The 13,457-nt window shown below is 72.2% G+C and carries 15 protein-coding genes; 3 read left to right on the top strand and 12 right to left on the bottom strand.

Annotation, left to right across the window (positions count from 1 at the left end; genetic code table 11):
* Positions 1–7: 7 nt before the first annotated feature.
* From AC5L36_RS39750 to AC5L36_RS39780, 7 genes are all read right to left on the bottom strand, one after another.
* Complete coding sequence (locus tag AC5L36_RS39750; RefSeq protein ID WP_441223978.1) at positions 8–1,105, bottom strand: HNH endonuclease; 1,098 nt, start codon at positions 1,103–1,105, stop codon at positions 8–10.
* A complete protein-coding gene (locus AC5L36_RS39755) occupies positions 1,102–1,659 on the bottom strand; it encodes a hypothetical protein (RefSeq protein ID WP_441223979.1) in 558 nt (185 codons plus the stop codon). Before AC5L36_RS39755 ends, AC5L36_RS39750 begins: the two co-directional genes overlap by 4 nt.
* Positions 1,656–3,686, bottom strand: coding sequence for a hypothetical protein (locus AC5L36_RS39760; protein WP_441223980.1), 2,031 nt, complete (start codon positions 3,684–3,686; stop codon positions 1,656–1,658). Before AC5L36_RS39760 ends, AC5L36_RS39755 begins: the two co-directional genes overlap by 4 nt.
* Before the next feature lie 9 nt (positions 3,687–3,695).
* Complete coding sequence (locus AC5L36_RS39765; RefSeq protein WP_441223981.1) at positions 3,696–4,682, bottom strand: hypothetical protein; 987 nt, start codon at positions 4,680–4,682, stop codon at positions 3,696–3,698.
* A gap of 92 nt (positions 4,683–4,774) precedes the next feature.
* Positions 4,775–5,068 carry a WXG100 family type VII secretion target gene (locus AC5L36_RS39770; RefSeq protein ID WP_441223982.1) on the bottom strand — a complete coding sequence of 98 codons (294 nt, stop codon included), beginning with the start codon at positions 5,066–5,068 and terminating at the stop codon, positions 4,775–4,777.
* A 31-nt stretch (positions 5,069–5,099) separates the two neighbouring features.
* Positions 5,100–5,441, bottom strand: coding sequence for a WXG100 family type VII secretion target (locus AC5L36_RS39775; protein ID WP_441223983.1), 342 nt, complete (start codon positions 5,439–5,441; stop codon positions 5,100–5,102).
* 304 nt (positions 5,442–5,745) lie between these two features.
* Positions 5,746–6,021 (bottom strand): isoamylase early set domain-containing protein, encoded by a 276-nt coding sequence (locus tag AC5L36_RS39780; protein ID WP_441223984.1) that lies wholly within the window; start codon positions 6,019–6,021, stop codon positions 5,746–5,748.
* Between the two features lie 114 nt (positions 6,022–6,135).
* Here AC5L36_RS39780 and AC5L36_RS39785 point away from each other — a divergent pair, with 114 nt between their 5' ends.
* Positions 6,136–6,564 carry a GNAT family N-acetyltransferase gene (locus tag AC5L36_RS39785; RefSeq protein ID WP_441223985.1) on the top strand — a complete coding sequence of 143 codons (429 nt, stop codon included), beginning with the start codon at positions 6,136–6,138 and terminating at the stop codon, positions 6,562–6,564.
* A gap of 1 nt (position 6,565) precedes the next feature.
* Here AC5L36_RS39785 and hemQ read toward each other — a convergent pair whose 3' ends face one another.
* On the bottom strand, positions 6,566–7,267 hold the full coding sequence (gene hemQ / locus AC5L36_RS39790; RefSeq protein ID WP_441223986.1) for a hydrogen peroxide-dependent heme synthase: 702 nt from the start codon (positions 7,265–7,267) through the stop codon (positions 6,566–6,568).
* On the bottom strand, positions 7,264–8,604 hold the full coding sequence (locus AC5L36_RS39795; RefSeq protein ID WP_441223987.1) for an FAD-dependent oxidoreductase: 1,341 nt from the start codon (positions 8,602–8,604) through the stop codon (positions 7,264–7,266). Before AC5L36_RS39795 ends, hemQ begins: the two co-directional genes overlap by 4 nt.
* Before the next feature lie 28 nt (positions 8,605–8,632).
* Here AC5L36_RS39795 and AC5L36_RS39800 point away from each other — a divergent pair, with 28 nt between their 5' ends.
* Positions 8,633–9,394, top strand: coding sequence for an SDR family NAD(P)-dependent oxidoreductase (locus AC5L36_RS39800; RefSeq protein ID WP_441223988.1), 762 nt, complete (start codon positions 8,633–8,635; stop codon positions 9,392–9,394).
* Here AC5L36_RS39800 and hemE read toward each other — a convergent pair.
* The gene (hemE, locus tag AC5L36_RS39805) at positions 9,368–10,438 is read right to left on the bottom strand and encodes a uroporphyrinogen decarboxylase (RefSeq protein ID WP_441223989.1); all 1,071 of its coding nucleotides are present in this window, start codon (positions 10,436–10,438) and stop codon (positions 9,368–9,370) included. The two genes, AC5L36_RS39800 and hemE, sit on opposite strands and share 27 nt — an antisense overlap.
* 281 nt (positions 10,439–10,719) lie before the next feature.
* Here hemE and AC5L36_RS39810 point away from each other — a divergent pair, with 281 nt between their 5' ends.
* Positions 10,720–11,286, top strand: coding sequence for a DUF3000 domain-containing protein (locus tag AC5L36_RS39810; protein WP_441223990.1), 567 nt, complete (start codon positions 10,720–10,722; stop codon positions 11,284–11,286).
* 64 nt (positions 11,287–11,350) lie between these two features.
* Here AC5L36_RS39810 and AC5L36_RS39815 read toward each other — a convergent pair whose 3' ends face one another.
* Entirely contained in the window at positions 11,351–12,232 is an 882-nt protein-coding gene (locus AC5L36_RS39815; protein WP_441223991.1) for a hypothetical protein, read from the bottom strand.
* 86 nt (positions 12,233–12,318) lie between these two features.
* Positions 12,319–13,455, bottom strand: a complete 1,137-nt coding sequence (locus tag AC5L36_RS39820; protein WP_441223992.1) for a S1C family serine protease — start codon at positions 13,453–13,455, stop codon at positions 12,319–12,321.
* Positions 13,456–13,457 lie beyond the last annotated feature (2 nt).

Consider the following 13,457-nt stretch of genomic DNA (forward strand, 5'->3'; position numbering starts at 1 on the left):
CCAGGTCTCACTTCGCCTCAAACATCGCGGCCACCGGGTCGCGGCCGGCCTTCGCCGGTGGCTGCCAGGGCGCCTTCATCTTCGCCGGCAGCCCGGCGCCGACGAGGCCGTCGCGGACGTGGGTCACCCGTGCCGCCCACCGGCCGGCCAGGTCGACGAGCGCCGCCGGTGGCCGCACCAGCCGGGCCCAGAGGTCGTCGAGGCTGTCGGCGCACCGCGCGAGCAGATGAGCGCAGACCTCCTCCGCCCCGAAGGACTCGCGGTCGCGCGGGTCGTCGTCGTCGAGGTACCAGACCGAATCCAGGTCGTCGCCGGATGCCTTGACCGCCAGCAGGCCGCCCTGCACGTATCCGATGGGCAGGAAGTCGACGGTCAGCCGGTCGCGCACCCAATCACCCACATAGGACAGATCCTGGTGCCGGTCGTCGCGAGCGATGCCGAAGAGCGGCTGGTCGGCCACGAAGCCGTAAGGCGGGAGCACCGCGGCCGCCGCCGGGCCGGCACCGTTGGTCTCGGCGAGGAATCGGCGGTACACCGGCGGCAGCGGCCACCCCAGCGCGCGCTCCAGCAGATCCAGCAACTCATCGGGTACCGCGTCGCCGGCGGCCCGGCCGGCGGACACCGGCTCGGCGTCGGCGCGCAACCCCCGCCCGTTCGCCGGCAGCTGGCGCACCCCGCCCGCGTGGCGAAACGACGCGTGCAGCTCGATCGGCACCAGCGCGAGCAGCCGCGCGGCGTCCGGCGTGCCGACGTGGGCCCAGCACCAGCCGGCCGGCGTCGGCACCGCGCCGTCTCGCTCGCGGCCAACCGTGCCGGCCGCCGCCGTCACCGGCCACAGTGGATCGCCGTCCGACTCGCCGGCGATCCGGGCCATCGCCGCGTTGGCCGCCAACACGTCCAGGATCCGTTGCTCCTCCAGCGTCAGCGCCGGGTCGGGCGGCGGCAGCTCCACCACCGCGCGGGCGCACAACGGCCAGTCGGGAAAGCCGTGCGGCGTCATGAGCACGCCCTGCCGGTAGCGCACCTGGAGAATCGGCGAACCCGGGTGGATCACGCTCATCGCGAGGCGCGCGCCAGGGGCCAGGTCACCGGGGTCGGCGGTCATGGCGCCAACTTCGCGTAGGTCCCCTCGGCGACGCGGGCCAGCCGCTCCGGCACTCCTTGGGGAAGGTCGTTGTCGCCGACGCTCGCGACCCGCAGCTCCAGCACCAGGTTGCCGTGGTAGGAGGTCAGTTTGACCTCGTGCCCGTCGGTGACGAAGAAGGCCGCGGCGCCGGCGCCCGGGATGTCGGTGGGCGCGCCGCCCTGGCTCGTGCCCCGCGCGGTCTCCAGGTAGAGGCGCGCCTGCTGCTCGGTGCGGAGCAGCTCGGCGTCGATGCTCACGCTGACGCTCACCGAGGACGACCGCCGCGAGGTGGCGCAGAGCCGCGGCGAGTCGGCTATCGGCTTGCCGCTGACGGTCGGAAACAGCTCGGCGAGCGGGGCCTGGTCGGCGACGCCGCACAGGTTGCCGCCGAGCGCGTACACCGGACCGGCCGCGGCCGCCGACGCCGAGGGCGGCGCGGACGTCGCCCGCGGGCTCGGCTCGGAGTCGCCGCCGCATCCGGCGGCGACCGTGACGACCGCGAGGGCGAGCCCTCGCACCACCCAGCGGGTCATGCGCCGAGGGTCGGCTTGGGCTCGGACTGCGCGCTGACGGTCCGCTGCTGCGGTGCGCTGTCGAGCACGCCGCCACCGGGCGTTTCGACGGTCCACGCCGCCTCGCGGTCGAGCAGCGCGCGGATGCGGTCGAACTCTTCGTCCACATTGGCCTGTGCCTGCGTCTCCGCCTGGCTGGACATGCGTCGCGAACCGATCTGACCCTCGACGCCGAGCCCGCTGCCCGCGGTGCGCCTGCCCCGCATCACGCCGGTCGGCGGCTCCGGCGGGTGCGCGCCGGTGACCGGCCGGGCCCGCCCCACGACCGGGCTGGTGGTGGGCGGTGGCGGCGGCGCCAGTGGGTTGAGCGGGGCACCGGGCACCTCCGGCTGCGCCGGCCGCCGGGTGGTCGGCGTCGACGGCACGTTGCTGGCCGGCCGCTGGGGTCGGCTGAACACCGGCGGCATCGCGTCGGGCCGCGACGGCGTCGACGGACCGCCCTGTCCGGGGGCACCGGGCACGGCCGGTGTGCCGCGGCGCGGACCGCCGCGGGTGCCGGGCGGAGCGGGCGTGTTGGTACGCGGGTTGCGCAGCACCGGCGAGGCCGGGGTGCTGGGCGGGCCGCCGAACTGGTTGCTCTCCACGCCTCCGCGCGGCGCGTCCGGCGTGGCCGAGGAGGGATCGCCGGGGCGACCGCCACCCTTGCCCTGCGGCGTCATCGGAGTGTTTTGCCCACCGCCGGGCCGCTTGAGCTGCGGCGGCGGTGGCGCTCCGCCGGGGCGCTGGCCCTGCGGCATGCCGCCGGGGGGCAGGCCCTCCGCGGCGGGCGGCGTCAGCGCGCTGGACCGCAGCACGCCGGGCCCGCTCCCGCTGGGCAGGTTTTTGAGCAGGCCCTGGCCGGGTGGCGTCGGCACCGGGCCGGGCTGGCGCAGCCCTCCCGGGTTGGGAAGGTTGCTCGTGTTGACCGCCGGCGGTGCGATGACCGGCGGCAGGACCGGCGGTGTGACGGTCGGCGTCGTGATGTTGGGGTCGACGGCGGCCGGCTTTTCGAAGTCGGATACGTCCGGCGTGTCGATGTCGGGCGTGGTGATGTTCGGATCGGTGATCTGCGCTTCGACCGTCGGCTTGTTGATGACCGGCGGCTGGATGTTCGGCTGGGTGATGTTCGGGTTGCCGACGTTGGGTGTGGTGATATTCGGGCTGCCGATGTTGGGTGCGCCGAACTGGTTCATCATGTAGCGCTGGATGAATGCCGGGTTGGGCACCACCGCGTCGGTCGGTCCTTCGTAGACGGTCGCCCGGCCGCCCGCGAGATCCTCCCGCATGACCCGGTAGTAGTCCTGGGCCATGTTGTACTGGATCGCCTGCGCCCGCTCGTTGAACTCCGTCGCCTTCAGCCGCAGCTGGGTGATGTACTCGTCTTCGAAGCCGGCGTCCTTGACCTCCTGCTCGGTCGACACGCCGTACCGCTCGCGCTCTTCACGGGCGAAGGTGAGCATCTCGCTCTTGTACTCGTTGTAGAGCGTCTCCATCTCGGCCTGGCGGCCTTCGACGACGACGGCGAGCGCCAGCAGGCCGAGCCAGTTGTCGATCGCGGCCTGCTCCCAGTCGTCGATCGACTTGATCGTGGCACCCGGGCCGCGGGCCAGGAACGCGTCCGCGCCGGCGCCGGTCCAGCCGCCCTTGCCGTCCTTGCCTTCCTTCAGCTTGGTGGCGGCGTCGAGCACGCGCGTGCGGGCGTCGTCGAGGACGAGGTTGACCTCCCACCACTGCTGGGCGAGCTGGCGGATGACGACCGGGTCCTGCGCCCTGATCCGCTTACGGATCTTTTCGATGGTCTCCGCGGCCCAGGCCCGGTCGAGCTCCTCGTTCCAGTCGTCGTTGTCGACGGACTGGAAGTTGAACGTCGGATCGGGGTAGGGCGAGGTGTTTTGCGGCGGCGTGTAGTGGGTGATGTCTTCGCCCATGCGCCGCGCCATCCGGCGGTTGTCCTGCAACTGCTGGTTGGTCGCCGTGGAGTAGTCGAAGTAGTCCTCTTCGCCAGCCATGACCCGTCCTCAGTACCCCTGGCCGTAGTCACCGACGAACTGGTCGGTGCCGTGGCTGTCCAGGTTTTCCTCGGCCGTCTCGACCGGGCCGCGGTCTTCGTCCACCCGATGCTCGCCGCGCTCGACCGTCGTCGTGTTGGTGGTCTCGGGGCCCTGCTTGCCGTCGGTGGTCGTGGAGCTCGTGTTGGAGACCGTGATGTCTCCGTCGGGCGCCTCCGCCGTGGTAGTGCTGGACGTGCGGTTGTTGCGCTCGTCGCCGGTGGTCGACGTCGTGGTCGTGTAGTTGTACCCCATGTGGTTGGAGTAGGTCCGCTCGGTCACCGTCGAGATCACGTTGCCGTTCTTGTCGGTGATCGTCGTGGTGGTCACGATCACGTCGCTCGTGTTGTGTCCACCGGCCTCGGTGCGCGAGGTGATGTGCTTGGACGAGCCGTCCGGGAACGTGTAGATCGTGCCGTACGGGTAGGACAGCGGCTTGGCCAGGGAGTTGTCACTGGTCAGCGCCATCGCGTTTTGGCCGTTCTCCTGGGCCAGGTCGTAGAACGTCTTCACGTCGCCGCCGCGGAAGCCCTCGGGCCCGCGGGCGTTGGGATCGGTGAAGGCGAAGCCGATGTCGTTGACGGTCGCGCCGTTTTCGTTGTCGGCGTTTTCGTAGATCTCCGCCACCACCACCGCCGCCGAGCCGACGTTGCGCACACCCTCGTGGAGGTCGGTCATGAACATCTGGAACTCGGCGAGCCGGCCGGACATCGTGCGGGCGGCCATCGCGCCCTCGGGGAAGACACCCGCGTCACCGCCGGGCTGGTTGAGCCCTGTCGCGATCATCATGGACATCTCGCCCATCGCGGTGCCGGCGGCTGTGCCGATCTCGCCGGAGAGCATGCTCATCTCTTGGTAGTAGCTCACCAAGTCGGTGACCTCGACATTGACCTTGCCGCCGAACGAGTCGTAGTCGGTCGGCGAGCTGCCTTCGAGATCCTCTCTCGGAATACCCACGGTGCCTCCCCCGGTTGGTGAGCGGAACTAGCGCAGATAGCCGGTCCCGGCGAAGGCGACGCCCTCGCCGGGACCCACCGGCGTCTGACGGGTCAGAACCCGGCGGAGATCCGGTTGTCGACTTCCTGCATGCGTTCGGCCGAGCCGCCCACGGCGGTGCCGAGGCGCATCAGCGCGCCCTTGATCTCGTCGGCGCCCTGGTTCCACTGCTGCTGGGCGGCGTCGCACGCCTGGCCCGCGGCACCCTGCCAGTCGGCTGCCAGGAGCGTCTTGAAGTCGTTGTACAGATCGCCGAGCTCGACGTCCATGTTTCCGCAGAACGTGCCGATCGCGGTGGACACGTCCGCGATGGCGCCGAAGTTGTAAGTGATCGGGATGTCAGTCATCGTGATTTCGCCTCTCGACTAGGGGTGGACGTCAGCCGCGCAGGGCCGAGATGACGGCGCCGTCGCCGGTGGCGGCGGCCGCGTTGCGGATCGTCGAGGCGGCGTCGTCATCCTGCACGCCGAACTCCGTCGAGGCGTTGCTGATCTTGCCGGACAGCTCGTCGAGGGCGTTGAGAATCTTCGTCATGCCCTCGTTCAGCTCGTGCGACGCCCCCTGTAGCGCGTTGTTGGCCGAACCGCTCATGCCCTTGCCGCTCAGATCGGTCACCCGGTCGAGCAGCTGCGCCATGCCCGTGGCCAGACGCTCGCGCACATCCTGACAACGCGTGGCCATCTGATTGAGCTGCGCCTGTGTCGCGTGCACATTTCCCATGCCGGGAGTTGCTGTCAAGGTGGACTCACCCCGCTCCTCTGTTGTGCCCCCCGCCCAGGGGAGCCTCCCCTTGGGACGCATGGATGACCATGCGCCAAACTCTCGCGACCCGAAGGTAACGCCATTTGTCCACTCGGACCAGCCCGGGGCCGACATGTGCCGGTTTTGCCGGCAAGATCCCTACCGATCAGAGCGTCCCTCATGTTGAGCCAGCTCACGGCTGTGAGATGGCTCAACCAATACGAGGGACGCTCCGGTCCGGTTCAGTCGAATTTCGGCGCGCGCTGCCGCGAGCGCCGCGCGCTCAGAGGACCAACTGGCCACCTTCGTGGTCGATCAGGTCGGCCTCCTCGTCGTCGAGCCACACGCCACCCGTCGCCAGGTACCGGAAGCGGTAGCGGCCCGGCTCCAGCTTGACCGTGACGGTGCGGGTGCCGTCCTTGCGCGGCACCAACTCGTGGCGGCCCGGCTCCCATTCGTTGAAGCAGCCGACGACGCTCACGGCACCGGCGGGTGCGTCCTTCGGAAGGCAGAACGTCACCCGCGTCTTCGTACCGAACAGTTTGTTTCTCTTGATCACCTTGCTCCTCCGAGGCACGGAATGGTCGGGGCTTGGTTCGAGCTTTGCCCCAGCGCCCGCCGCCGGGTGGAAGCGACACACCGTGTTTTCCCGGCGACGTGGCAGGATCGGGCCATGGAGCCGCACGTCGCGTCCTTCGCCGACCTCGACACACGCACGCTGTACGACCTGCTCCGGCTCCGCGTCGACGTGTTCGTGGTGGAGCAGAAATGCGCCTACCCGGAGCTCGACGGGCGCGACACCGAGCCGGAGACGCGCCACATGTGGCTTTCCCGCGACGGTGCGCCGGTGGCATACCTGCGGATCCTCGCCGAGCCCGGCGGCGGCGCGCGGATCGGGCGGGTCGTGGTGAGCCCGTCCGAGCGCGGCACCGGCGCGTCCGGCCGCCTGATGGCGGCCGCCCTCGAAGAGATCGGCGACCGCCCGAGCGTGCTCGACGCCCAGGCCCACCTGGTGCGGCTGTACGAGCGCTACGGCTACGCGGTGACCGGGCCCGAGTTCATGGAAGACGGCATCCCGCACGTGCCGATGGCCCGCCCCTGAGTCAGGGCAGGGCGGCGACGATCTCCGGCACCGAGCGGCGCCGCCCGGTGTAGAAAGGCACCTCCTCGCGCACGTGCCGCCGCGCCCGCGAAGCGCGCAGGTCGCGCATCAGGTCGACGATGCGGTGCAGCTCGTCCGCCTCGAAAGCCAACATCCACTCGTAGTCGCCGAGCGCGAACGAAGCCACCGTGTTCGCACGCACGTCGGGATAGCCGCGCGCCTGCCGCCCGTGCTCGGCGAGCATGTCGCGCCGCTCCTCGTCGGGCAACAGATACCACTCGTAGGAACGCACGAACGGATACACACACACATACGCTTTCGCCTCCTCGCCGGCCAGAAACGCCGGGAGGTGACTCTTGTTGAACTCGGCCGGCCGGTGCAGCGCCATCTGCGACCACACCGGAGCGAGGTGCCGGCCGAGAGTGGTGCGGCGGAGCAGCCCGTACGCCTCCTGGAGCGCGTCGGCCGTCGGCGCGTGCCACCACACCATCACGTCGGCGTCGGCGCGGAGGGCGGACACGTCGTAGGTGCCGCGCACCACCACGTCCTTCGCGGCCAGCTGCTCGAAGAGCGACTCCACCTCGCCGGCCAGCGGGTCGCGCAGCGCCGGCAGCGGCCCGGTGGCCCGGAAGACCGACCACATCGTGTATCGGATGGTGGCGTTGAGCTCCTTGATGCGCGCCGCGTTGGATTGCTCGCTCATGACAGTCCTTTCAATACGTCGTCGGCCGCCGTCTCGCCGGAGCGCACGCAGGCCGGGATGCCGACACCGTCGTAGCCGGCGCCGGCGAGAGCCACCGTCGGGGGCAGGGTCGCGCGCAGCGCAGCCACCCGCTCCACGTGCCCCACCGGGTACTGCGGCAGCGCACCACCCCACCGCCGCACCCCCGCGCCGACCGGCTCGGGCAGGCCGGTGCCCACCAAAGTAGACAGTTCGGCGTGGACGGTGCGGACCAGCTCGGGGTCGCCGATGTGCAGCTGGTGCTCCTCGCCGTACCGCCCAACGGACGCCCGCACCAGCGCCACCCCGTCGTCGCGGCGGAGGTGCGCCCACTTGGTGGAGAAGAACGTGGCGGCCTTGACCAGCGTGCCCTCGCCCGCCGGCACGAGAAAGCCGGAGAGGCCGGGCAGCTGCGGCGCGGGCAGGGCGAGCGTCACAAGTGCCACGCTCGCGTAGTCGAGCAACGGCTCGGCGCCCAGCAGCCGTGCCGCCGCGCGCGCCGGCAGCGCCAGCACCACCGCGTCCACAGTGTCCGGCCCGACCCGCCACCCGCCGGGCACCCGGGCCAGCTCGCGTACCGGCGCGCCGAGCCGGATCTCCGCGCCGGACGCCTCGGCCACCGCCGCCGCCAGCCGGCTCACGCCGCCGACGACCGTGGCGAAGACGGGCGTGCCCGGCGGTCGCGGCGCGGCGGCCAGCGCGGACCGCACCGCACCGGTCAGCGTGTGCTCGACCCGCGCCGCGCGGGCCAGGCCCGGCATCGTCGCGGCCAGCGACAGCCCGTCGGCCCGCCCCGCGTAGACGCCGCCGAGCAGCGGATCCACGAGCCGGTCGACCACCTCGTCGCCCAACCGCCGCCGCACGAACGGCCCGACCGCGACATCCTCCTCCGGACCGAGCAGCGGCCGGCCACCGTCGCGGTCACGCTCCGCCTCCGGCCGCGCCACCGCGGCCACCTTCTCCAGATCAGCGGGTACGCCGAGGAGCGTGCCGCCGGGCATCGGCGCGAGCGTGCCGTGCAGCGCGAGCGCGGCCTGGCCGGTCGCCGGGTGCACGAGAGCGTGGCCAAGCCCCACGCGGCGGGCGAGCGTCACCGCGGCCGAGTCACCGCCCTCGGGGTCGCGGACCAGGAAGGACTCCGCGCCCAACTCCACCACCGAGCCCGCCACCGCACCGGTGCGCAGCTTGCCGCCGATGGCCTCGGCCTGCTCGTACACGGTGATCGTGGTGCCCGCGGGCGCGCGGTCCCGCAGCCGCAGCGCGGCAGCCAATCCGGCGATTCCGCCACCTACAACGGCGACGTTCGGCGGTCTGCTCACGGCCTCCACGGTAACTAAGCTGCCGGGCATGACGGGTGAGCGGGTGGCGGTGGTGACGGGTGCCGCACAGGGCATCGGTCGACGGGTGGCCGAGGTGTTGGGGGCCGAGGGGTACGCGCTGGCGGTGATGGACAAGCAGCCGGTGGCCGCGGACCTTGCGGTGCTGGGCGACGTGAGCACGGAGGCCGACGTGATCGCGTTCGCGGCGGCGGTGTACGAGCGCTTCGAGCGGGTCGACGTGGTGGTCAACAACGCGGGCATCGCGTTCATCACGCCGCTGGAGGAGACCACGCTCGACGACTGGCGGCGGGTGATCGACGTCAATCTGACCGGGCCGTTCCTGCTGTGCCGCGAGTTCGGGCGGCTGATGCTGGGCGCCGGGGCGGGCACGATCGTCAACATCGCCTCGGTCGCCGGGCTGCGCGGCGTGGCCGACCGCGCGGCGTACAACGCGAGCAAACACGGCCTCGTCGGCCTCACCCGCACCCTCGCCGCCGAGTGGGGCGGGCGCGGCGTGCGGGTCAACGCGGTCTGCCCCGGCTGGGTGAAGACCGAGATGGACGAGGCGTCCCAGGCCGAGGGGGCGTACGGGGACAACGACATCACCGACCACGTGCCGCAGGGCCGCTTCGCCACGCCCGACGACATCGCGCAGGCGGTGGCGTTTCTGGCCGACCCGGCCAGGAGCGGCTTCGTCAACGGCGAGGCGCTCTCGGTCGACGGCGGCTGGTACGCGGACGGCTCGTGGCAGGCGCTGCGCCTGTCAGCGCGCGCTCGCCTCGTGCACTAGCGCCACCACCCGGGTCAAGACCTCCGGGTCGGTCTCCGGGAGCACACCGTGGCCCAGGTTGAAGACATGGCCGGGGGCGGCCCGCCCCTCGGCCAGCACGCGGCGCACCTCGCGCTCGACCACCGGCCACGGCGCGAAGAGCACGCACGGGTCGAGGTTGCCCTGCACCGGCCGCTCCGGCCCGAGCAGCCCGGCCGCGGTGTCGAGGGGGGTACGCCAGTCGACGCCGGCCACGTCCGCGCCGGCCTGGTCCATGGCCGTGAGCAGGTGCCCGGTGCCGACGCCGAAGTGGATGCGCGGCACACCGGCCTTGGCCAGGCCGGTGAGCACATGCGCCGAGTGGGGCAGCACGAAACGCCGGTAGTCGGCCTCGGAGAGCGCGCCGGCCCAGGAGTCGAAGAGCTGCACGGCCGCGACCCCGGCCGCCACCTGCACGCGGAGGAACTCCAGCGTGACCTGGGACAGGCGGGCGCAGAGGGCGTGCCAGAGCTCGGGCTCGCCGTACATCATCGCCTTGGTCTTCGCATGGGTGCGCGACGGCCCGCCCTCGACGAGGTAGCTGGCCAGCGTGAACGGCGCGCCGGCGAAGCCGATCAGCGGCGTGGCGCCCAGCTCGGCGACGAGCAGCCGCACCGCCTCATCCACATAGGACACATCCGCCGGCGTGAGCGGCCGCAGCCGCGCCAGGTCGCCCTCCGTGCGGATCGGCTCGGCCACCACCGGCCCGGTGCCCGGCTCGATGTCAAGGTCGATCCCGGCCGCCGCGACCGGCACGACGATGTCGCTGAAGAGGATCGCCGCGTCGACGCCATGCCGCCGCACCGGCTGGAGCGTGATCTCCGCCACCAGCTCGGGGCGTCGGCACGCCTCCAGCATCGGGACGCCGGCGCGCACCTTGCGGTACTCCGGCAACGAACGCCCCGCCTGCCGCATGAACCACACCGGCGTATGGGGCACCGGCAGCCCCCGGCACGCCCGCACGAACACCGATTCGGCCGCTGGCCGCTCGCGGTGGGCGGCGCTGCCCTCCATGGTCGTCGTCATCGCGTCCCATGCTCCCACGCCCCCACCCCGCCGCGATCCAGGGACCTCTCGGTATCGGTCGCGCCCGCCGTGACCCTTCTCGAGGCAGATTTACCCCGGTCCGCGTCAGCGGCCGCCAACGCCCTCCCGGGCCGGAGGGCATGTCCGAAAGAACTTGAGGTCTGTATCGGGACGATTGGGCATTTACCGGTGCGGATGGCCCTCGGAGGGCGCGGGTGGGGTCACGCGCTGTCGGCGCGGCGGTCCCCTGCTGTGGCCGAAGGCGGCTTAGGCTGCGGTACATGGTGTCTCCGAACGGGCAGCCGGAGATCTTCGCGCGGGCGGTGGCCGGGCTGAAGACCGTGACGCCGCGCGCGGAGATCCTGCTGGAGGAGGTGCCCGCGCCACAGCGGCTCGCGCCGTACTCCTACGCGCTGAGCGGCGTCGTCATGAAGGACGGCGAAGAGGTGGCCACCGGCCGCCTGATCCTGCTGCACGACCCGGCCGGCCACGAGGCGTGGGATGGCACGATGCGCCTGGTCACGTACGTGACGGCGGAGCTCGAGCCGGATCTCGCCGCTGACCCGCTGCTGCCCGCCGTCGGCTGGACCTGGCTCACCGACGCCTTGGAGGCCGAGGAGGCCACGCACACCGCGATCGCGGGCACGGTTACGCAGACGGTCTCGACCCGCTTCGGCGACCTGGCCGGGCCGCCCGCCGCGGCCGATATCGAGATCCGCGCCTCGTGGACCCCGACCTGCGACGACATGGGCGCCCACCTGCTCGCCTGGTGCGCGGTGCTGGCCTCGACCGCCGGCCTGCCGCCGCCCGGTGTCACGGCCCTGCACGGCCACCGCATGTCCGCCTGAGCCACGACCCGCAGAAACGAAAGCGGCCGCGGCACGAAGCCACGGCCGCTCGCGAGATCAGGGGCTAAAGGTACTTTTCCGCCTCGTTGCACGGGCCTTCGAGCGCGTCGATCGCGCGGTCGGCCGCGGCGCTGTTGCCCGCCGCCAGCGCCGACAGGAATGCGTTGACCTTGTTGAGGCAGTCGGCGATGACCGCCTTCTCCTTCTCGGTCTGCTCCTTGGCGTTCTGCGTGCCGGTCAGGTCGCGCTCGGTCTGCGACAGCTTCTCGTTGGCCGTCGTCAGGTCGCGCTGGAGCTTTTCGGCCTCGGAGGTCTTCGCCGCGATCGTGTCGTCGCGCTGGCTGACCTGCTCGGTCATCCGCTTCTTGGTGTCGCTCAGGTCGCCGGACTTGCTGATGTACAGGCCGGTCATGATGCCGCTGGTGATGAAGAGCAGCACCGCGACGATGCCCAGGATCAGCGGCAGCTGACCGCGCTTGGGCGGCGGCACCGCGCCGTACGGGGCGCCGTACGAAGGTCCGGACGTCGGCGGGCCGGAGAGCGGCGCGGCGGAGTACGGCACACCGGACAGCGGCGGCCCGGCCGGCGGCGCGGACGCCGGGTCGTACGGGGACGCGGGCTGGTAGGCCGGCTGCGGCTCGACCGGCGGGTACGCGGCCGTCGGGGGCTGGGCCGGGTAGGCGGGCTGGGCCGGCGGGTACGCGGGCGAGCCGGACGGCTGGGCCGGGGTGTACGCCGGCGGGCCGGAGGGCTGGGCCGGCACCCCGTACGGCGGCTGCGGCGCGGGCGGCACCGAGCCCGGATCCGGCGGCGGGTACGAGGCGGCCGGTACCGAGCCGGTCGGGATCATGTACGCCTGCTCGTTACCGCCCGGGATCGGCTGCGTCGGTGGCTGGTCACCCGGCGGCGGGTAGGGTCCACCAGGAGCGTTCGGGGGGTAGGACATCATTCCTCCTGTGGGCGCTCGGCCGCCCGGTCAGAGCGCGGCACACCCGGCGGTTCTCGGGCCGGTCGGGCGCGCCGCGCGGTACGTCAACAGATCTTGAACTGATCGCAAGCGGTCTTGATCGGCACCGCGAGGCCGATGCCCTCGGCGTCGCGGGCCTTGGCGGTGGCGATGCCCACCACCTGTTTCGCGGCGTTGACCACGGGTCCGCCGGAGTTACCGGGGTTGATCGGCGCGTCGAACTGGATCACCGTGCCGGAGCCGCCCTCGTCCTTGCGGATGGCGCTGATGACGCCGGTCGTGACCGTGTCTTCCAGGCCCAGCGGGGCGCCGACCACCACAATCTGCTGCCCCGACTTGGCCGCCTCACGGGCGGTGGCCAGCCCGGTGAACTTGTTGTTGGTGCGCAGCTGGGCGACGTCTGCCTGGGGGTCGACCCGCACGATCGTCGCCGGCCACCGCTGGTCCTTGCGCTCGATGAAGACCTCGCGCTGGCCGGCCGCCCACACCGACTCCACCACGTGGTAGTTGGTGAAGAGGTTGGTGCTGCTGCCGGACTGCCGGCCGACCGCGAACGCCGTGCCGGTGAACTGCCCGGCCGCCACCCGGAACACGCTGGGCAGCACCTCGCTCGAGATTGCCTCGGGGTTGAACGCCTTGCCTGCCGCGGTCTCCAGCTCGGTGGTGCGCCCCTCGATGCCGTCCATGCGGCCCTTGTCCGCGGCCTGCGCCTCGGCGAGCGCGCGGTCACCGTCGGCGACGCGGCCCTGGAGGTCACGGATCTGGATGGACTGGACGATCGCGACGATGCCGATGACGAGCGCCAGGGCGAGCGCGCTCAGCCCCAGCCACGAGGGCCGGCGGCGCGGTCGAGCGGGCTGCGCCATCGGCGGGTACGGCGTGTAGTGCGGATCACCACCGGGGAGCGCGGACATCGGCGGCGCGGTGACCGGATACGCCGGAGCCGGGAAGGCGGCGGGCGGCGGCGGAGGGTACCCGGGGCCCGGAGGTGGTGGCATCGCGCCGTACGGCGGAGCGGGTGGGCCCTGCGGTGGCGGCGGAGGCGGCCCGGGGCGGTACAGCCCGTCAGGGTCGGGAGGGCCGCTGGCCGGCTGGCCAGCCCCTCCCGCCGGCGCCACACCCACCTCTTCCTCGAGCGAGTGGCGCGGACCGGGCACCTGTGCTCCGGGCTGTGCGGACAGCGGGTCGTACCCAGCAGTCATCG

It is taken from the genome of Phytohabitans sp. LZ39 (assembly GCF_059359075.1).

Coding starts and splice junctions, on each gene's coding strand:
- hemQ (WP_441223986.1), bottom strand. CDS start 7,267: ATGAGCGAGCAATCCAACGCGGCGCGCATCAAGGAGCTCAACGCCACC.
- AC5L36_RS39770 (WP_441223982.1), bottom strand. CDS start 5,068: ATGACTGACATCCCGATCACTTACAACTTCGGCGCCATCGCGGACGTG.
- AC5L36_RS39755 (WP_441223979.1), bottom strand. CDS start 1,659: ATGACCCGCTGGGTGGTGCGAGGGCTCGCCCTCGCGGTCGTCACGGTC.
- AC5L36_RS39820 (WP_441223992.1), bottom strand. CDS start 13,455: ATGACTGCTGGGTACGACCCGCTGTCCGCACAGCCCGGAGCACAGGTG.
- AC5L36_RS39800 (WP_441223988.1), top strand. CDS start 8,633: ATGACGGGTGAGCGGGTGGCGGTGGTGACGGGTGCCGCACAGGGCATC.
- AC5L36_RS39750 (WP_441223978.1), bottom strand. CDS start 1,105: ATGACCGCCGACCCCGGTGACCTGGCCCCTGGCGCGCGCCTCGCGATG.
- AC5L36_RS39785 (WP_441223985.1), top strand. CDS start 6,136: ATGGAGCCGCACGTCGCGTCCTTCGCCGACCTCGACACACGCACGCTG.
- AC5L36_RS39775 (WP_441223983.1), bottom strand. CDS start 5,441: ATGGGAAATGTGCACGCGACACAGGCGCAGCTCAATCAGATGGCCACG.
- AC5L36_RS39815 (WP_441223991.1), bottom strand. CDS start 12,232: ATGTCCTACCCCCCGAACGCTCCTGGTGGACCCTACCCGCCGCCGGGT.
- AC5L36_RS39760 (WP_441223980.1), bottom strand. CDS start 3,686: ATGGCTGGCGAAGAGGACTACTTCGACTACTCCACGGCGACCAACCAG.
- AC5L36_RS39810 (WP_441223990.1), top strand. CDS start 10,720: ATGGTGTCTCCGAACGGGCAGCCGGAGATCTTCGCGCGGGCGGTGGCC.
- hemE (WP_441223989.1), bottom strand. CDS start 10,438: ATGACGACGACCATGGAGGGCAGCGCCGCCCACCGCGAGCGGCCAGCG.